25 protein-coding genes are annotated in these 19,260 nt (G+C 30.8%); 21 read left to right on the top strand and 4 right to left on the bottom strand.

Annotation, left to right across the window (positions count from 1 at the left end):
• Nucleotides 1-124: 124 nt before the first annotated feature.
• The 17 genes from CALAG_RS06675 to CALAG_RS06760 all read left to right on the top strand — a co-directional run bounded on the left by CALAG_RS06675 (nt 125) and on the right by CALAG_RS06760 (nt 10,277).
• A complete protein-coding gene (locus CALAG_RS06675; RefSeq protein ID WP_015232972.1) occupies nt 125-385 on the top strand; it encodes a hypothetical protein in 261 nt (86 codons plus the stop codon).
• A 42-nt stretch (nt 386-427) separates the two neighbouring features.
• Entirely contained in the window at nt 428-778 is a 351-nt protein-coding gene (locus CALAG_RS06680) for a transcription factor S (RefSeq protein ID WP_048816900.1), read from the top strand.
• A 106-nt stretch (nt 779-884) separates the two neighbouring features.
• Nucleotides 885-2,615 (top strand): methionine--tRNA ligase, encoded by a 1,731-nt coding sequence (gene metG, locus CALAG_RS06685; RefSeq protein WP_015232974.1) that lies wholly within the window; start codon nt 885-887, stop codon nt 2,613-2,615.
• Between the two features lie 284 nt (nt 2,616-2,899).
• A complete protein-coding gene (locus tag CALAG_RS06695; RefSeq protein WP_015232976.1) occupies nt 2,900-3,328 on the top strand; it encodes an AbrB/MazE/SpoVT family DNA-binding domain-containing protein in 429 nt (142 codons plus the stop codon).
• 125 nt (nt 3,329-3,453) lie between these two features.
• Nucleotides 3,454-3,891 (top strand): 30S ribosomal protein S19, encoded by a 438-nt coding sequence (locus CALAG_RS06700; protein ID WP_048816823.1) that lies wholly within the window; start codon nt 3,454-3,456, stop codon nt 3,889-3,891.
• A 10-nt stretch (nt 3,892-3,901) separates the two neighbouring features.
• A complete protein-coding gene (gene rplV / locus CALAG_RS06705) occupies nt 3,902-4,375 on the top strand; it encodes a 50S ribosomal protein L22 (protein ID WP_015232978.1) in 474 nt (157 codons plus the stop codon).
• Between the two features lie 4 nt (nt 4,376-4,379).
• Nucleotides 4,380-5,123: a 30S ribosomal protein S3 gene (locus CALAG_RS06710; protein ID WP_015232979.1), complete on the top strand. Its 744-nt coding sequence runs from the start codon at nt 4,380-4,382 to the stop codon at nt 5,121-5,123.
• A complete protein-coding gene (rpmC, locus tag CALAG_RS06715) occupies nt 5,116-5,310 on the top strand; it encodes a 50S ribosomal protein L29 (protein ID WP_048816824.1) in 195 nt (64 codons plus the stop codon). Before CALAG_RS06710 ends, rpmC begins: the two co-directional genes overlap by 8 nt.
• 12 nt (nt 5,311-5,322) lie before the next feature.
• A complete protein-coding gene (locus CALAG_RS06720; protein WP_015232981.1) occupies nt 5,323-5,595 on the top strand; it encodes a ribonuclease P protein component 1 in 273 nt (90 codons plus the stop codon).
• Nucleotides 5,596-5,823: 228 nt separating this feature from the next.
• Nucleotides 5,824-6,162: a 30S ribosomal protein S17 gene (locus CALAG_RS06725; RefSeq protein WP_157463222.1), complete on the top strand. Its 339-nt coding sequence runs from the start codon at nt 5,824-5,826 to the stop codon at nt 6,160-6,162.
• An 18-nt stretch (nt 6,163-6,180) separates the two neighbouring features.
• Entirely contained in the window at nt 6,181-6,603 is a 423-nt protein-coding gene (locus CALAG_RS06730; RefSeq protein WP_015232983.1) for a 50S ribosomal protein L14, read from the top strand.
• Between the two features lie 10 nt (nt 6,604-6,613).
• Entirely contained in the window at nt 6,614-7,066 is a 453-nt protein-coding gene (rplX, locus tag CALAG_RS06735; RefSeq protein ID WP_015232984.1) for a 50S ribosomal protein L24, read from the top strand.
• Nucleotides 7,059-7,817 carry a 30S ribosomal protein S4e gene (locus CALAG_RS06740; RefSeq protein WP_015232985.1) on the top strand — a complete coding sequence of 253 codons (759 nt, stop codon included), beginning with the start codon at nt 7,059-7,061 and terminating at the stop codon, nt 7,815-7,817. The genes rplX and CALAG_RS06740 overlap by 8 nt, the downstream gene beginning before the upstream one ends.
• Entirely contained in the window at nt 7,814-8,374 is a 561-nt protein-coding gene (locus CALAG_RS06745; RefSeq protein ID WP_015232986.1) for a 50S ribosomal protein L5, read from the top strand. Before CALAG_RS06740 ends, CALAG_RS06745 begins: the two co-directional genes overlap by 4 nt.
• Before the next feature lie 10 nt (nt 8,375-8,384).
• Complete coding sequence (locus CALAG_RS06750) at nt 8,385-8,549, top strand: 30S ribosomal protein S14 (protein WP_015232987.1); 165 nt, start codon at nt 8,385-8,387, stop codon at nt 8,547-8,549.
• Nucleotides 8,550-8,559: 10 nt separating this feature from the next.
• The gene (locus CALAG_RS06755) at nt 8,560-8,955 is read left to right on the top strand and encodes a 30S ribosomal protein S8 (RefSeq protein WP_015232988.1); all 396 of its coding nucleotides are present in this window, start codon (nt 8,560-8,562) and stop codon (nt 8,953-8,955) included.
• 146 nt (nt 8,956-9,101) lie between these two features.
• Nucleotides 9,102-10,277: a hypothetical protein gene (locus tag CALAG_RS06760; protein ID WP_015232989.1), complete on the top strand. Its 1,176-nt coding sequence runs from the start codon at nt 9,102-9,104 to the stop codon at nt 10,275-10,277.
• Here the strand turns inward: CALAG_RS06760 and pdo are convergent.
• On the bottom strand, nt 10,274-11,011 hold the full coding sequence (pdo, locus tag CALAG_RS06765; RefSeq protein ID WP_015232990.1) for a protein disulfide oxidoreductase: 738 nt from the start codon (nt 11,009-11,011) through the stop codon (nt 10,274-10,276). The two genes, CALAG_RS06760 and pdo, sit on opposite strands and share 4 nt — an antisense overlap.
• Nucleotides 11,012-11,393: 382 nt before the next feature.
• Between pdo and CALAG_RS06770 the strand changes: the two genes are divergently transcribed.
• Together CALAG_RS06770 and CALAG_RS06775 are read left to right on the top strand one after the other, a co-directional pair.
• Nucleotides 11,394-12,530, top strand: a complete 1,137-nt coding sequence (locus CALAG_RS06770; protein ID WP_015232991.1) for a DUF373 family protein — start codon at nt 11,394-11,396, stop codon at nt 12,528-12,530.
• Between the two features lie 38 nt (nt 12,531-12,568).
• On the top strand, nt 12,569-13,087 hold the full coding sequence (locus tag CALAG_RS06775; protein ID WP_048816825.1) for a PDDEXK family nuclease: 519 nt from the start codon (nt 12,569-12,571) through the stop codon (nt 13,085-13,087).
• On the opposite strand, the gene CALAG_RS06780 is transcribed toward CALAG_RS06775, so the two are convergent.
• From CALAG_RS06780 to CALAG_RS06790, 3 genes are read right to left on the bottom strand one after another with little or no spacing between them, the layout of a single operon-like run.
• Nucleotides 13,070-14,455, bottom strand: a complete 1,386-nt coding sequence (locus CALAG_RS06780; RefSeq protein WP_015232993.1) for a hypothetical protein — start codon at nt 14,453-14,455, stop codon at nt 13,070-13,072. The genes CALAG_RS06775 and CALAG_RS06780 overlap by 18 nt on opposite strands.
• Entirely contained in the window at nt 14,452-15,867 is a 1,416-nt protein-coding gene (locus tag CALAG_RS06785; protein WP_157463225.1) for a type II/IV secretion system ATPase subunit, read from the bottom strand. The genes CALAG_RS06780 and CALAG_RS06785 overlap by 4 nt, the downstream gene beginning before the upstream one ends.
• Nucleotides 15,868-15,875: 8 nt before the next feature.
• Nucleotides 15,876-16,313 carry an archaellin/type IV pilin N-terminal domain-containing protein gene (locus CALAG_RS06790; protein WP_048816826.1) on the bottom strand — a complete coding sequence of 146 codons (438 nt, stop codon included), beginning with the start codon at nt 16,311-16,313 and terminating at the stop codon, nt 15,876-15,878.
• A gap of 229 nt (nt 16,314-16,542) precedes the next feature.
• Here CALAG_RS06790 and CALAG_RS06795 point away from each other — a divergent pair, with 229 nt between their 5' ends.
• Both CALAG_RS06795 and CALAG_RS06800 read left to right on the top strand, forming a co-directional pair.
• Nucleotides 16,543-17,475, top strand: coding sequence for a deoxyhypusine synthase (locus CALAG_RS06795; protein WP_015232996.1), 933 nt, complete (start codon nt 16,543-16,545; stop codon nt 17,473-17,475).
• 138 nt (nt 17,476-17,613) lie between these two features.
• Nucleotides 17,614-19,257, top strand: coding sequence for a DNA topoisomerase VI subunit B (locus CALAG_RS06800; RefSeq protein WP_083859987.1), 1,644 nt, complete (start codon nt 17,614-17,616; stop codon nt 19,255-19,257).
• Nucleotides 19,258-19,260: the final 3 nt, after the last annotated feature.

Consider the following 19,260-nt stretch of genomic DNA (forward strand, 5'->3'; position numbering starts at 1 on the left):
TTGGTATTAGGTTTTTTAAGAAACAGAAAATCTTCATAGCAACATAAAATGCTCCATTTGATAACCGATTAGTTCACTTATCTTTATAAACTTAAAATTGATATAAAGGATTAAGGGGAAAGACTTGAGAATAACTTTATCTTGGGAATATTGTGATATTTGCAAAAGAAGAAATAGAACTACTTTATGTAAGATAAACAATAAAGAATTTATAAAGGTTTGTCCTCATTGCATAGCATTATTATCTGAAATCATAGAATGTAATGGTGGACAAATGAAATATCCCCGTGCAAAAACTAAAGAAAAAGGCTCTAAGGTTGTTAAAAAAGATCTTCTAGATAGTATAGAGAGAGAAATAAATGGAATTAATAGTTCTGCCGAATAATAATTGGTAAGCGAATGGGTGATAAAAATGGTACAAGGATCAATGATGTTTTGTCCAAAATGTGGAAGCTTAATGAAACCCAAGCACATTGGTGGTAAGCTTTATTTAGTTTGTCCAAAATGTGGATATAAAACAGAAGTAGATCAAAATAGTTTATCAAATACACTTAAAGTAAAGGAGAAAATACAACATACCCCAAAGGATAAAACTATTGTGGTAGATTCTCAAGCACCTCCGCCTACGGCTCAGATAGTAAAGGGAAGTATTAGATGTCCTAGGTGTGGAAACGATGAATTGCTAGCGTGGATGATACAAACAAGAGCCGCCGATGAACCTCCAACTAGATTTTATAGATGCACTAAATGTGGTTACACATGGAGAGAATATGCTTAATTTTTTAACATAGCTTAAAATTTAGGATTATCTGTTTTATTAATTTATAGATAAAGCTTAATATATGGAGTTAAAATTTTAGTTTTGAGATAAGGGGGAGCAGTTAATGAGATACATAGTTGCATCAGCCTGGCCGTATTCAGACTTTATTCCACATCTAGGTACAGTACTTCATTTGTTAAGTGCTGATGTATATTCAAGATATCTTAGATCTTTAGGAAATGATGTGGTATTTGTAACAGGTAGTGATGAACACGGTACACCTATAGAACTGGAGGCAAGAAAAAGAAAGGTTACTCCAAAGGAATTAACTGATCAAGTTCATGGATATATGATTAAGCTATTTAAAGAATTTAACTTTGAGTTCAGCTTATTTTCAAGAACAGAGAGTGAGGTCCATAAGGGATTTGTTAAAGAATTTTTATTAAAAATTTATGAAAAGGGTTATATATTTCCTATGGAAGAAGAATTACCATATTGTTTAAATGATAAGATGTTCTTACCTGACAGATATGTAATAGGAACTTGTCCATATTGTGGATATGAATCTGCTCATGGAGATCAATGTGATAAATGTGGTAGGCTATTAACTCCGAAGGATTTAATAAATCCCAAGTGCGCGTTATGTGGATCAACTCCTGTATGGAGAAAGACTACAAACTACTTTATAGATTTAACGAGAGTCCAAGACAAACTATTGAATTGGCTTAACAACAATAATAAATTAAGCGATAATGTGAAAAATTATAGTATATCTTGGATAAAACATGGGTTAAAACCAAGAAGTATTACAAGGGACATATCATGGGGTATTGAATCGCCTTTCCCAAATACAGAAGGTAAAACTATTTATGTATGGTTTGATGCATTATTAGGTTATTTAAGTGCAACAAAGGAATATTTTTTAAATCTAAAGAATGATGAAAACGCCTGGAAGGAATATTGGAAAAATAAAGAAACAAAATCTATTTATTTTATTGGGAAAGATAATATACCATTTCACTCAATAATATTACCCGCAATGCTTTTAGCGGCTGAAGAAGATTATGTGCTTCCATGGGATATTAACTCTACTGAGTATTTAATGTATGAAGGACAAAAGTTTAGCAAGAGTAGGAAAATAGGAGTTTGGTTAGATGAAGCCCTTAAGATAGCCCCAGCTGAATATTGGCGTTGGGCATTAATCAGAACTAGACCTGAAGGAGGAGATTCGAACTTTACATGGAAAGAGTTTGTAAAGATCGTTAATAATGAACTTAACGATGATATTGGTAATTTCATATACAGAGTCCTCTCCTTGGTTAAATCTAAGTTTAATGGGATTATACCAGAACCTCAAAAATTAGAAAATGTAGATTTGGATTTAAATGACAAAGTTACTTATTACATAAATGAATATAAAGACAGCATGGATGAGGTAAGGCTTAAGAAAGCAACTGATTACATCTTAGAGATTGCAAGGCTTGGGAATAAATATTTAAATGATAGAGCACCATGGGATTTATATAGTAAGGATTTAGGATTAGCTAAAGGTGTAATTTATAATTCAACTAATATAATAAAGGATATAGCGTTATTACTTTATCCATTTATGCCATCAACTTCAGATACTATTTGGAAGCAACTTGGATACAACTATAGCATAAAGGAAATAAAATTTGATGATATTATAAACAGCAAATTAAAATCAGGAATGAAAATAAGCAATATTACACCAATCTTTAAAAAATTGCCAAATGATTTCTTAGAAAATATTGATAAAATAATAGAAAAAGCAAGAGATGAAGCAAATTCGGAAAGACCAAATTTATTAAAAGAAATTAATATAGCAAAATAAATTTTTATTGATAAACTAATATTAAATATATAAGGAATTGATGTCAATTTTATACTATGCGGTATGATGACGTGGGCAACCAATGAAGGAGAAGATGAAATACCTAGTCTCACTCTGACCGCAAATATGTTTATTTATAAATTAAAAAACAACTTAATACTTTTTAAAATTTTTTATTTTAAATTAAAAACTGTTATAAAAAGTAAAATTTTATACCTACTTCTTAACCTTTTTTATACGGATAGCATAAATTTAGTTGGATTAATTTGGATGAGGTGTATGATATGTCAAGTAATAGAATAACCGGTATAGTTAAGGTCGATTCAAAAGGAAGAATAACAATACCTCAGACTATGAGGGAAAATTTGGGAATAGAGCCTGGTATGCTAGTTGCATTATTGGCTGATGGTGATAAGAAAGAAATAGTAATAAATCCAATATTATCTGAAAATGCTAAGGTATTAGAATTAAATGTTGATATGATTGACAAACCTGGCTCGCTAGCAAAGGTTATTGACAAATTAGCAGAATATAAAATTGATATTATTTCGAATAGGTGTACATCGATAACAAGAAGAGAGGAAGGAGAATGTACTTTTATAATTGATACGAGCCAAAGTTCTATTGATGTTGATAAATTAAAATCTGTATTAGAATCTATTGATGTTGTTACTCAAGTAAGAATTAAACAATTTGAGGTTCCAACATACTAAATTAATAAAAACTTTTAAAAAATTAACAATATTATTTTTATTTCATAATAGCATAAAAGGATTTTTAAAGGCATTTAAATAACTAGGAATTGCTAGTAAGTGAGAGCGCCAGTTAGGTGAAAGGAATGTCAATAGAGCTGAAACCAGAATGGAAACGATTTAAATACAGAGGGAAGACTTTGGAAGAATTATTAAATATGCCTATGGATGAGCTTGTTAAATTATTTCCTTCTAGGTCAAGGAGAAGCTTGGCTAGAGGGTTTACACCATCCCAAAAAATCCTTTTATCAAAAATAAGAGCACTAAGAAAAATTATGCAGCAAGATCCTAGCAAGGAAAATGTAGTAATTAAGACTCACGTTAGAGACTTAGTTATTTTGCCGGAAATGATTGGTTTAACTATAGCTGTGTATAATGGTAAAGAATTTGTGCCTGTAAAGATAATACCGGAAATGATAGGGCATAGGCTTGGAGAATATAGCCATACAACAAAAACAGTCCATCATGGAGAGCCAGGATTAAAGGCTTCAAAGAGCAGCTTGCATGTAGCTGCAAAGGTGTGAGGTGAATACTATGCCACAGTGGAATTATTCTGTAAAATTACAAGATGAAAGTAAGGTTGCAAAGGCTGTTATAAGGGAAGTTCCTGTGCATCCAAAAGTAATTGTTGAAATTGCCAATGCAATAAATGGGATGAATCTAAAAAAGGCAGAGAGATTTTTGGAAAACGTAATAAAACAAAAAGAACCATTACCATTTAGAAGATCAAATAAAAAAGTTTCGCATAGAAGAGGTTTGAGCGATAGATGGGGGGTACCATCTGGAAGATATCCAATAAAAGCAGCAACGTATGTTTTAAATTTGCTAAGGAATGTTGAGAACAATGCTGATAATAAAGGACTAGAGATTGATAAATTAGTTATATATCATATTGGAGTAAGCAAAGGCCTTACATTGAAAAGGGCAATGCCTAGGGCCTTTGGTAGAGCTGATATACTTAGGAAATTTAGATCTAATATTGAAATAATAGTTAGAATGGAGGGTTAAGATTATGTCTAGAATAAAGAAATATTTCTTGGATCAGGCAATGCTTAGAGCCAAAATAGATGAGTATTTGGCTCAGAATTTCTATACTGCAGGTTATTCTGGGGTACATATAATACAAAGTGGACTAGGTACCAGGATCCATATATATGCTGAAAGGCCTGCACTTATTATAGGGAGAAAAGGGGCTACAATTAGGAGATTACAAGGTGTTTTTCAAAAGGTTTTTGGATTAGAGAACGTTCAAGTAACTGTTAGCCAGCCAGATAACACAGAATTAGATGCAAGAATTCAAGCGTTTAGAGTTGCTAGATCTTTAGAAATGGGATATCATTTTAGGAGAGTAGCAATGGCAACTTTAAGAAGAATAATTGAAGCAGGTGCAATTGGCGCAGAAATAGTTATAAGTGGTAAGCTAACTAACGAGAGAGCAAAATTTGAAAAGCTTCAAATGGGGAAAGTTATTAAAACAGGGGATATTGTAGATCAATATGTAGACAAGGCTGTTGCCCATGCTAAACTACCTCAAGGAATTTATGGGGTGAGAATTATTATAGTCAAACAACAGGCTTCTATGCCTCACATATATGAAAAAGGTGAAGATGAAATAAAGAATGTTGTTCAATCATTAAAGGAGCAAGTAGAAGAAATTAAATCTACCGAGGGCCAGGAAAAATTAGAGGAAATGATAGAAGAAATTAAAGAAGAGGAGGTTGAGGAAGGTGGGGAAATACAGGCTCAAAATGAATGATTTAAAGAAAATGCAAGAAGAAGAAGTAAAGAAGACGTTAAATGATATAAATACTGAGTTAACAGTGTTAAGACATAAAGCATCAACAGGCTCTCTAGATAATCCGGCCAGAATAAAACAGCTTAAGAAGAATAAGGCAAGGATTTTAACATTACTTAATGAAAAGAAAAAAGCTAATAATAAATAAATGTGATCTTTTTTGAAAATAAATAAGAAAAATTTAATATATCATGAAATAATAGGCTTATATGTTTGCATAGTTAAGCATTTAGATCCTTCTATTGAAGGTAAATGTGGAAAAATTTTATATGAGACAAAAAATACAATCATTATAGAAACTAATAAGGGTAAGGCAACTATATTAAAAAAGGGGGCAATATTTGAAATTAAGATTGATAATGAAAGGGTTGTTGTATTAGGAGATAACTTGATTGGTAGGCCTGAAGATAGGATTAAGAAAATCTTAAAATGATCTTAAAAAGTTTATAAAAATTTCAATTTATTTTTTAAGATACACATTAAATTTAAAAAAAATTAAGATATAGCCTTTTATAGATTTTTTCAAATTTATAAAATAAGAATATCTTTAAATAGAGTGATGTTTAGAAGACCATGCGAAAGGCTCCAATAGAGTTTATAAGTATCATTTTTTACTTTTTGATGTGCGGTAAAATGAGGAATCGCGATGGGTGTAAGTTTAATGCCAGAACAAAAAGCAATAAAGAATTTACAGATACCTGGGGTTAGTCCACCCTCAAAAAGTTGCAGTGATCCAAATTGTCCATGGCATGGATCACTTAGGGTTAGAGGGGTACTGTTAGAGGGTATTGTTGAAAAATTTAGGGCTAAGGGAAGTGCAGTAGTAAGGCATGAGTATCTATATTATGAGCGTAAATATAAAAGGTATGAGTGGAGAAAAACAAAGAAACTAGTTCATGTGCCTGAATGCTTAGATATAAAGGAAGGAGATAAGGTAGTAATTGGAGAAACAAAACCTTTATCAAAAACTATTAAGTTTGTAATATTAGGTAAAATATAAGTAGGGGTGTGATGATAAATGCCAAAGAAAAAGAAATATGGCGCAGTGCTCTCGAGAAGAGGATTTAGCGCAGGCCTTCAAGTGGGTTCAGTTGCGTTAGTTGCAGATAATAGTGGGGCAAAAGAAGCTTTGATAGTAGACGTACCTTTAGTAAAAACTAGAGTAAGAAGATTGGGAAGGGCAACTGTAGGAGATTTAGTTGTTGTTTCAATAAAAAAAGGAACCCCCCAAGTTAGAAAGCAGATTAGCTATGCTGTTGTCATAAGGCAGAAAAGACCTTATAAGAGATCAGATGGTACTTGGATATCCTTTAATGATAATGCACTAGTTTTAGTTAATCCTGATGGAACTCCAAAAGGGAGTGAAATAAGAGGGGCTATACCAAAAGAAGTAGCAGAAAGGTGGCCTACGGTTGCAAAGCTTGCAACATCAATTATATGAGGTGATTTAAATGATAAGTTCATCTATTCCAAAGAAACAAAGGAAGTACTTATTTAATATGCCTTTACATTTGAGGCATAAACTAGTTACAGTTAAATTAAGTAAAGAATTAAGAAATAAATTCGGAATTAGAAATTTACCAGTAAAAGTAGGAGATAAGGTTAGAGTTGTGAAAGGAACTCATAAAGGTAAAACTGGAAAGGTCACTGAGGTTGATTTAAAGAGATTGTTTGTAAAAATAGAGGGAATTAAAAGGAAAAAAGCAGATGGAACTGAAATACCAGTGAAAATTAGACCTTGGAATTTGGAAATAATTGATTTAGATTTAAAAGATGAGGAAAGAAAGAAAATTGTGCAGAGGAGAGGAGGAAAGATGCAGGAAACACAAAGTGAATTTGCTAAGGCTCAGGAATCAAGTGAAGAAAAAAGCACAGAAGAAAAAGAGGTGAAGACAAATGGGTAACATGGGAGGAACAAGGTCTATTAAGGGTATAGCAGCTCCTCCATTTTGGCCTATTGAGAGGAAATTAAGGCCGTGGACTCCTAAACCATCACCTGGACCTCATAATGCTGAACAAAGTTTGCCTTTATTAGTAGTTTTGAGGGATATGTTAAAATATGCCGAAACGGGTAAAGAAGCTATTAAGATTATTAATGAAAATAAAATTAAGGTTGACGGAAGAGTTGTTAACGATTATAAATACCCACTCAGTGTTATGGATGTTTTAGAGATACCTGAGAACGACGAATATTATAGAGTAATACCATATCCAACAGATTATCTAGGGCTTTATAAAATAACTAAGGAAGAAGCAAGTCTTAAGCCAGTAAGGATTGAAAATAAGACTATAGTCAAAGGAGGTAATTTACAATTAAACCTAAGTGGGGGGCGTAATATTTTAGTGAAATTTAAAGAAGGTGAAAAGAAAGAAGTTCCTTATAAAACACTAGATACATTGCTAATAACCTTACCAAATCAAGAAATAAAGGAGCACATACCTTTTCAAATAGGAGATTACGCATTGGTTATATGGGGTAAGAACGTAGGAAAATTAGGGAAGATTGTTTCAGTAAATAAACAATGGGGAAGAAAGAGCAGTACAGTAACTTTAGAAGGAAAGAGTGGAAGGAAGATACAGACGATTCTTGATTATATATTAATTGTAGGCAAAGAAAAACCAGTTATATCTTTACCAGGTGAGATAGAATTATGAGCATAGCATTAAGCGAAGATGAGGTAAATAAAATATTAAAGTCATGGGAAGAAAATCCTATGACCAAACCAAGGATAACAAAAGTAACAGTAAATATAGCTTTAGGCCAAGGTGGTGAAAAATTAGTGAAAGTACAAGAATTATTGACTCAGTTAACAGGCCAAAAAGCATCATTAAGGGCTGCAAAGAAAACTGTTAGGGCCTTTGGAGTAAGAAAGGGTGAAAATATAGCAACAATGGTAACTTTAAGAAGGGAAAAAGCTTATGCATTTTTAAAGAAAGCTCTAGAAGCTGTAGGTTATAGAATTAAGAAAAGCAGCATTGATAAGTTTGGTAATGTAGGTTTTGGGATAACTGAATATATATTGTTGCCTGGAGCAAGATATGACCCAGAAATAGGAATCGTAGGTATGGATGTAATAATAACTGTTGAGAAACCAGGCTATAGGATAGAAAAGAGAAAAATAAAAACTTCTGATCTACCTTTAAGGCATAGGGTTAAGCCTGAAGAAACGATGGTATTACTTAGTAAAGAATTTGGGGTAACATTTATATGAGGTGATATGGATGGGAAAGTATAAGCCACCAAAAATGAAAAGCATGGGTAGAGGGGCCCAAAGATGTCAAAGATGTGGAACTAGGGATGCAGTTATACAAAAATACGGTTTATATTTGTGTAGGCAATGTTTTAGGGAGGTAGCCCCAACATTAGGTTTTAAAAAATATAAGTAGGTGATAGGAAATGGTAGATGTTTTATCTGGTCATTTATCATCAATAATGAATGCAGAGCTTAGAGGTGAAAGAGAAGTAATATTAATGCCAGCATCAAAACTTTCAGCATCAGTGTTAAAGGTTCTTCAAAAAGAAGGTTATATAGGAGAATTTGAGTACATAGATGATGGGAGATTTGGTAAGTTCAAAATACAATTACTAGGTAGAATAAATAAAATAGGAACAGTTAGACCTAGAGTTTCAATCAAATATAATGAATTATTAAGATTGCCAGAAAATTTGAGGAGATTTTTGGCAAGTAGAGATTTGGGACATTTAATAATATCAACAAATCAAGGAGTTATGACACATAAAGATGCGTTAGTTAAGAAAACTGGCGGTATTGTTATAGCATATGTATATTGATTTTATTAAATTTTATTAAATATATAGAATATGTGATAATTATTTTTGTGTAATTATGTTTGATTCAATAGCATTATCGTTTTTATATAAAGGGAGGAAAGAGAATAATATAAAATAACATATCGAAATAAATGGGGAAGTAAGATATGGAAAACAAAAGATTATTTGAAGAATGGTTTAGCCTATATAAGATCTTTATTGAAAATAATAAATTTAGCAATAAAGTTCTTAGTATTCCAACTTTTCCTGCCATAGCGAATAATAACAAAATTTATGACATAGATCTAGATATGGGAATCAAATTATCTTGGAATTGTTGTAATTCATATAAATTGAACTTAAATGGAGGAGGGCTTATTTCTGAGATACCTAGTAAACCAATGGAAACATTATCTTTTGATTATAATGAATTTATACCACAAAGCATTATAAATAGTGATTATAAAATAAATCCACTAGGTTGGAATCCTATAAATCCAATAGATAAAGAGTTAGATTATGGAGAATGTTTTCAATATAATAATAAAAAAATATATGTAAGAAGTTCTGAGCCATTTAAGTTTATAAAAAAACAAAATTGCGTAGAGTTGAAACATAATGAAAATAAACCCACATTTAGGGTGGGATACCTAGAGTTTAATGTTAAAAATAGGTTTTCATTTGCTACGCGAAACTTATATGAAACAGATATGGGAATACTATTTAACAATAAAAACGTAACATATGTTTTTGATCATGAAAAAGAAATGTTTTTTAAAATACCACTTTATGACTTTAAGTATTATATATTATATCCGTTTAGGTTTTTCAAGTTTCATGCTTATGATAAGAAATGTTTTAAAGCCAATGTTTTTGTTTTAGATTCAGAAAATCCAATCGGAATTGTATCAAGATATGGTATAGGAATAGAAATTTCTCCAGGAGAATTAAGAATAAAAACTGATAAGCCTTTCTATATAGTTAACGCGGGTCCAATTTTATCTTTTAGATCATTAATTGAGACTTTGGTAGATTTTCCATATGGATATGAGATTATGAATCATGTAAGAAGTGGATCTTCAGCCATTATATTGTCCGGAATATATGATGAATTTATTGAATTTGAGATATTTAATGCAACAAATAATGATTCAATTATTGAAATGATACCAAAAATAAAAACGGATAAGATTGAAATTTGTTCTCATTTAGGATGTTATGATATAATCGAATCTAAGGGAATTTATAGAATTCCTGCTCCATCTGGATGCTATTGTAACGCTAGGTTACATATAATCAAAGAATCAACAATTAAAAATAAGTTGTTAAGACTAAAAGATTAGATTCCAGTAGCTTCTCCTTCTTCTTTTGGAGCCATTTGTTTTAATTTGTTTTCTGCTGCTGCCTTTATGTACGACACGAAATCTTCTTCATATGGAACTCCAACAAATGACATTACGCCATTTAATGCTATTGCCGGTACACTCATTACGCCATATTTCTCAGCTATATCCATATTTTCATATGCTTCTACTGTTTCTGATAATATTTTGGGATTGTTTTGTTTGTAAGCCTCGTAAGCAAACATGTTAGCTAATAATACTGCATAAGGACAGTATGGACATGAGGGTGTAATTACAGTTTCTATGTGTACCTTTCCATTTAATTTTGCCAGTTCTTCTCTAGTTTCTTTTTCTAAACCACTGTCATTTTCGCTTATTCTCATGATTGTCTCTATAAATCCCCTTATCTCTTCTCCTGCTGGTATACCGCTATATTTTATCAAGCCATTGATCAACGTAACTGCTGGTACTCTTTCAACCCCTTGTTTTTCAAATTCTTTTAAATCTTCAGGATTGTTTTTGTTATATATTTTTACTTCTATCATCTTTTTGCCGTTTTTAATAGGGGAGGCATCTTGAATTGTCTTTATTAATTTAATTGTATCTTCACATGTTTCACAATTATCATCTATAAATATGTTTATTGTAACAGGATTTACCATATATGCTAAGGTCTCTCTTAGCTCATTTATGAACGATTCGTCAAATTCAATATCATAATACCTTCCAGCCATAGTTATCCACCTTTTTCTAGCACTAAACTAAGTTAATTTCCAGAGATAATAAACTCGTGTTAAATAAAAGAAACATGATAAAATTTTATTAATTTTAATAATCCTATATTTTATTTAGATTATCTTATTGATAATCATAAATTTTTAAAAAGTAGACTATTTCATTTTTATGTTATTTTATCCTATTGTAAAAAGGATTCTCAAATTATAATTATTAAATTATGAAAATACTTGGGATTATAAAAAATTATAAAATGATATAAAACAGAGTTTTGAGAATAGCAAGAAAATATCGCTTCCTTAAATTACTTATATGATTATAATGAGATAGAAAGAAAAATATTATTATTTCACCTCAATATAAATAACTGGGCAAAGAGTTGTGAGTGAAAACACAAAAAAACCATTAATATTGATTATTGACATAGATGATGATATAGGCAGTGTTACAGGCAAATCTCTAGTCTATGGAAAAGAAGACGTCATGAAAGCAGCGTTGGAATTTGCCGAAAAAAGGCCAGAAGATGCAGATACTAACGCTATATTTGCTGGATTAAATCTATACGAAAGTATGAAAAATTCATCTAAAGAACCTGATATAGCTATTGTTGGAGGTCATCCAACAAATACTTTGTTAGCTCAGATGTTTGTCAAAGATAGAGTTAAACAATTAATAGATAAGATTGGTAATAACGTTGAATTATATCTTGTTAGTGATGGTACAGATGAACTATTAATCGCAGAAGTTTTAAGAGAATTAGCTCCGATAGCTGGTTTAAAAAGAGTTATAGTTGAACAACATCTAGGAGTTGAGGGTAGTTATTTTTTGCTAGCTAGATATATAAGGAAGGCAATTAATGATCCAAGGTATTCTAAGTATTTTTTAGGTATACCTGGAGTACTTATTGCATTGTTCGGAATATTATCAATATTTGGATATATTATATTAGCATTAAAGGTTATACTTGCTATAGCTGGGATTTTTTTAATATTAAAAGGATTTAATATTGAAAACAAATCTTATAATGCAATGAGGTCCTTGGCTAATTATTTAAGAGAAACAAGCCATTTTCAAATTGCTGGATTGGGTATATTAGCTGTTACAATATTGGCTAGTATTGTAGCAGGATACTATTCTTTTGTAACAAGACCTAAAAATTTAATAATATTAATAGGAAGTGTATCAGCAAACTCGTTACCAATTTTGTTGGCTGGTTTTACTCTTTATATTGTTGTTGCAAGAATATTCTATAAAGTTACTAAAAGCAATTTATATATATTTAAAGAAATAGCATCAATAGCAGTTATAGTATCTTTAGCCTTTGCGTTTAGCCAACTTGGTTTATCTTTGGAAACTTATGGTTTAAGTTTGAATTTGATAACTGCATCAGACATAATAAATATATTCATCGGAAGTGGATTCTTGCTTTATAGCGTAGCTGGAGCAGGAGTTGCTGCATTAATAGAATTAGTAGATTATTTATATTTTAGGCATTATAAAAGAGCTGAGGATAAATAAAATGGCCCCCTTTGTAAATGGGATCTTTGGTGATAAAGATGAAGAACGCTAAGGATACATATCTTGAATTAAATATTGAAGAAGAGAAACTAATGGTAAAAAATTGCTATGATAATGAATTTTGTGAGCAACTCATAAAAAATGATTTAATAGTTAATAATAGCGTGAACCTACTTGAAGGAATTTATTTAATAGCAATAGAAAAAGCTATGATTGATAATGAAGTTGGGTGGGGGAAAGCATTGGAATTGATTGATCGCTATAAAATACCATTACATATATTTTTGGTTTATTATGATTTGAGAAAAAGAGGAAGAAGAGTTTGGATTGGACCAAGAGATAATACTCTTATTTCAGAAACACATAAGCTAAAGAAAATAGAGGTTTTTGTGTTAAGCGAAGGAAGTCCTATAACAACTAATAAAATTGCCAATTGGAGCGAGCTTGCTGTTGCAGATTCTCATATTCCTATTATAGCGATAGTTGATAAAAACGGTGAAATTACATATTACGAATCAAGGATATACATGCTTAACTCATTATCTAATGACAAATAATGTTATTAACGTTGATAATAGATTTGGAATTAAGGTTGGATTTTTACCTCTATAAAGTATAGATATGGGTAAAGTAGATAATGGAGATAAAGATGCTATAATAATTCGTGATGTATTTACCATATCATAATTAATTGGTAGAAATTGAGACGCTGTTAAAAAAGTATTAGAAATTATATTAATAGCCATAATTGAGATTAAAGGAGAAAAGAGGGCAATTGATATCATAAATAAAGATTGAGCTTTAATTAAGTTTGATAGCCTTCTGGATTCCTCTATTATTAATCTCAAACCCTCTATGGCATTGCTTGCTCCAACTTTGCCTGCTATTTTTTCAGATTCTAATATACCTTGAATTATGTTTTTTGCTAATATTTTTGATTTGTTTAATTCTATATCAAATCTTTTTCCTAGTTTGGCTTTTTCTGAAGCGATTCTTAGATATGATAGCGCATTATCTGCTTCTTTTGATTTATTATAATTATATATTTCCAATATTGGAATGCTAATAATAAAAGGGACTATGGATAAATATTGAAAACCTCTTAGGATTAAAAAAGAAGAAATAAGAGGAGAAATTATTGAAATGGTTATAATAAAAAAATTACCTTCTGGTTCTCCAATTTTAGGTCTTGTCAAAATTAATATTATTGAGGAAATAGGAATTAAAAATAATCCTAGTAATAGCAAAATAGACAATAGATTATAGTTACCCAACAGCATTAGAACTGCTAACATACCTATAGATAACATTATTCCTATATCTATCTCTGCAAGCTCTTTTCCAAGTATTGTATAGTTCCTCCATCTATCTCTTATTCCAAGAATTGCATATCTATACAAAAGCATTGTAATCCTATTTTTGGATGTACCCATGGTTTCTGTTTGTACATGTTCAATTATTAGCCTTCTAAATCTAGCATTAGGTGTAGTTTCACCTAGTTGAGACAGTGCTTTTCTACTATCTTGAGTAAAGTTTAATAATAGTTTTAGTCTCTCAATTTCTTTATTAATATAAAACAATTTTAATGATTTGGGAATGTTAAGTAAAAGATCAACTAAGTTTTTGGTTGTTGCTGCATACGGAATTAGAAATGCTAAAAGGGTGGGTAATTCATTCTCAATTCCATTATCTACCAATTTTAGCCACAAATCAGTTATCCAAAAATTAGAAAAGAAAAACAATAAAGCAAATACTAATATGATTATGCTATCAATAATTTTATGAATATGTAAAAAGTAACCTGATATTGATAAAAGCGGAAAAGAAGCAATCCTAAGGATATAGCTAACTTTATTTATTAAAATGGCAGATTTTATGTCAATCTTTAAATTATCAATATTTTTGGGTTTAATTAAATTTATCATAAGACATCACCATACTTTTCAACATAAAACCTTGATAATGATACATATAATTCTTCAGGTGTTTTCCCCATATTGTTTTCCAAGAATTTAATTCTTGATGTAAATTCATCATAAATTTCGCTATAATTGAATCCCAGTCTATTAATTGCTATTTCTAATTTTTTGCTATTATTGATAATATTATTGACATCGTTTTGTTGGTTTCCAAGTTTATATATGTTAATAAGATTTTTATCATCAACCTCCGAAATTTCGTATACTCTTCTTATAGTTTTACCACCTAGTGAAGGAAGATTTCTTATTTGAATTATAGCAGTAATAGATTTGATAAATAGTGAAGGAAGTTTTATGGGATCTAAGCTAAGTCTAGTAATAACTCCTTCTGGAGAATCTGAATGAATTGTTGTCATAGCCCCATAACCACTTGTTGCAGCCTGGGCAAGATATTTTGCTTCTTTTCCTCTTACTTCACCAACTATAACATAATCGGCTCTCCTTCTTAGTGCATATTTTAGCAAATCTTCTAGATCTATTTCCTGCATTTCAGTCCCAGGAAGTTTTGGTCTTGTTATGAAAGAATCCCAATTTGGATTAATTAGTTTTAATTCTGGCGTGTCTTCTATGGTAATTACTTTGCTATAAGGAGGTAAAAGACTTGCTATTGATTGAAGTAAAGTTGTTTTTCCACTTCCCATGCTACCTGATATTATTAAAAATCCTTGGGCTTCTGCTAGCAGCCATAGGTATGCTGCTATAGGAGGAGTTAATACTTTTGATATTAACAAATCAGACATGGTTAATGGTTTTTCAGGATATTTTCTTAAAACAAAATTACTTCCGAAATGAGATATCTCATTTAAAAATGAAACAGAAATCCTGTTACCATCATCTGTTATACCCTCAACATATGGAGTTGATATGCTAATTACTTTATTTGCCTTTCTAGCTAACTCTACAGCTAAAGAATCAGCCTCTTCCTTGCTTATCCTTATATCAACAATGATCCATCTTAATGGCACTAATTTATGTATAGCACTTATATTGCCTGTGAAACCACTATAGGATATTTCATCTATGTTAGGATCTATAATTAAAGGGTATATTTTTCCGTAACCACTCTTATACTTTTCTATTATGTATTTTTCTTCTTCTTTAATATCTTTTTTAAGGCCTGCTAACAATTCTGTTGTAACATTTATTTCTGGTTCTGATACATATAAATGAACTAGATTATCTTCTCCTCTATAGAGATAATAGTTATTTGGACCAATTTTATATTGTGCTACTAGAGACCATTTTGGTGGTATTTTTCTAAAATTTTTTTCTTTTTCATAAAAAAATTCTTGTGTTACGTTTTCTTTTTCATTAGAGTTATTTTTAATAATTTTGATGACTTTTTCCAATATAGGCATTTTTAAAATCACTTTAAATTTACTGGTTGTGAAGACATGATTACATTTGATTGGGTATCATTATATTGTAAAAAAATTGATTGTATGTTAGATGAAGCATATATTACAAAAGAAACTGTTTCTCCAGAATTGATGTATTTATTTATTATATCAGGATTTATGTTATTTGAAGTTAACGTTAGGTTTTCTTGAGTACCATTTTGATAAATACCATATATTCCAATAATTTTTATTTGGCCTTGCATATTATTAGTTATTTTTATGTAGATTATCTGAGAATTGCTGTTTATTATCTGAGAATTTGCCATTATGAAAACATTTTGACCCATGTTTTCCATTGTAGTCATACTCTTTTGAAAATAGTTATAAACAAGCACACCTCCAATAAGGGTTGCACTAATTAAAATAATGGTTCCAATTAAATTAGATAAAGCCTTTCTTTTCATGTTTCTCACCAAAATATTTATTTTTTTAAAAAGTGATTAGGATTTCAAAATCAAAATGCTTAAATACTAAGAAAACTTTCGTTTACCCCTCTTCCAAATGTCATGAATTCGTTGAGATTAGAACCATATTTACACGATAAAAGAGGAAAACTTTAGGGGTGGGACACTTTTTCTTATATAGTCATAAGCTTTTATTATAGATCTCTATAAAAATTAATTTGGTGTAAACATGGAAGTCAAACCTGTTAGGGATGTGAGAATTGATCCCAATATGCCAATTGAAAAATTAATAGAAGCTTATGGTGAAATATATGGATTCATGGCAGGTCATTTATATGAATCATCTCAAATATTAAAAGAAGGTTTAAAAGAATCCGATATAAGAATACTTACTTTTACTGGAAACTTAGTTTCAACTGGATTAAGAGGCATTTTGTCTCAATTGATAGAAAAAAGGATATTTAATGTAATTATTACAACTTGTGGAACTTTAGATCATGATATAGCTAGGTCTAATGGCGGGGTTTATTATCAAGGATATTTTGAATCTGATGATGAAAGTTTGTATAAAAACAATATACATAGGCTTGGAAATATTTTTATAAAAGTGGAAGATTATGGATTGAAGGTAGAAGAATTTGTTAGGAAATTAGTAAAGAAAGCTGTAGAAATAAAGGATGAATGGGGAATTCATGAGCTATTAAATCTAGCTGGAGGCATGATAGAAGATGAATATAGTATTTTAAGGGCAGCAAAGAATTCTAATGCAGACATTTTTGTTCCTGGATGGCCAGACGGAGCCTTTGGAACAGATCTATTTATGGAATCACAAAGATATAAAAATTTCAAAATAAATTATTTTATAGACATGAAAAAATTATCTGATATATTTTTTAATGAAGAAAGTAAGGCTACAGCTCTTATTATTGGTGGAGGGATTAGTAAACATCATGCAATATGGTGGAGTCAATTTAAGAATGGACTTGATTATGTAGTTTATTTAACAACTGCATCAGAATGGGATGGAAGCCTAAGTGGTGCAATGCCTAAAGAAGCAATAACTTGGGGAAAAGTAAAACCAAAGGCTAAAAAATCAATTGTTTATGGAGATGCTACAATAACATTACCAATACTAGCAGCTTCTCTTTTAAAAATATTTTAAATTATAATAAGATTTTTACTAAATTATTAAAACCTTGAGCATATACCTTATACTGGTATTAAGAGTAAGAGTGCATATATGTAAAAGTGTAAAAAAGATAAAAGGGTGCAAAAAATGAGTGCCGAGGCCGAAGAAAAGATAAAAGCCCAAGAAAAGTATAGGGAGATGAGTATAGCGGAATTTTTTGCTAAGAATAAAGAATTAGCAGGATTTTCAAATACAACAAGGGCACTATATCAAACAATAAGAGAACTTGTTGAAAACTCTTTAGATGCAACAGATACGCATAGTATTTTGCCCGAAATTAGAATCTCTTTAAGAGAATTAGAGGCAGCGACAGATGATAAACCTGCAAAATATGAAGTATCTGTAGAAGATAATGGTATTGGTGTTCCTCCAAATGAAATAGCTAATGCGTTTGGAAAGGTATTATATAGCAGTAAATATGTAATTAGGCAAACAAGAGGTATGTACGGCCTCGGTATAAAAGCTGCTATACTATATTCTCAGATGACAACAGGTCAACCTGTTTTTATTATTTCTTCAATGGATTCAAGTGAAAATATATATTATAGAAAGTTATTAATTGATATAAAGAAAAATGAGCCAGTTATTATTGAGGAAGGTCAATTAATTAAGAAGAATAATTGGCATGGGACTAAAGTTTATTTAACTTTGGAAGGAGACTGGACAAGGGCAAAGCCTAAGATCATAGAGTACATAAAGAGAATAGCATTAATTTCCCCTTATGCAGAAATTATATTTGAAACTCCTGATAATGAAATATTCTATTTCCCAAGGGTTACAAAGAAAATACCTAAACCTCCAAGTGAAGCAAAGCCACATCCTCATGGTATTGATATAGAACAGCTCAAGGCTATGATATCTTTTACCAAAACAAAGACTTTATTAGAATTTATGACTGAGGAATTTCAAACAATTGGTGAAATTACAGCAAGAAAATTCCTGGAGAGCATGGGATTAGACCCAAACATGAATCCTAAGAGCCTTATAGAAAAGGGGAATTCAAAGCTTTTGCAAACATTATCTACTGGATTAAGAACCTATAAAGGTTTCAGACCTCCAAGGAGTGAATATTTAAGCCCTATTGGAGAAGAGCTTATTGAAGTAGGTTTAAAGAGATTGTTTAACCCAGAATGGGTAAAGGCTATAACTAGACAAGCTAAGGCATACGAGGGTCATCCATTTATTGTAGAGGCAGGTATTGCGTATGGTGGAAATATACCTCCATCAGAAGAACCAGTTTTGCTAAGATATGCAAACAAAATACCATTGTTATATGAAGAGAGGGAGGACGTTTCATACAAAGTAGTTAGCTCAATAAATTGGAAAATTTATAATATAGAGGAGCCTATGCCTTTAGTTGTTTTGGTTCATGTAGCGAGCACAAAGATTCCATATAAGGGGGTAGGTAAGGAATCATTAAGCGAGGTATCGGAATTAGAGAGTGAAATTAGAAATGCTATTCAAGAAATTGCAAGAAGTCTAAGGTTATATATATCTAAAAGGAATAGCGAGCACATTTTAAGAGAAAAGATTGTAACAATATCAAAGTACATTCCTGAAATTGCAAGAAGTCTATCAGTATTATCAATACCACCAGAAAAATGGGGGAATAATAAAAATAATGATAAGGATTTGGTAGAAAGGTTGATTAAAATAGTATCTAGATCAATAGAGTTTCCTAAAATTGATGGAAAAGAAGAGGATCCTGAGAAGGTGGTTAGATCTGTAATAGCTAATGTTAAATTAGAGCAATAAGGT

This window comes from Caldisphaera lagunensis DSM 15908 (assembly GCF_000317795.1).
GTDB classification, from domain to species: Archaea; Thermoproteota; Thermoprotei_A; order Sulfolobales; family Acidilobaceae; genus Caldisphaera; species Caldisphaera lagunensis.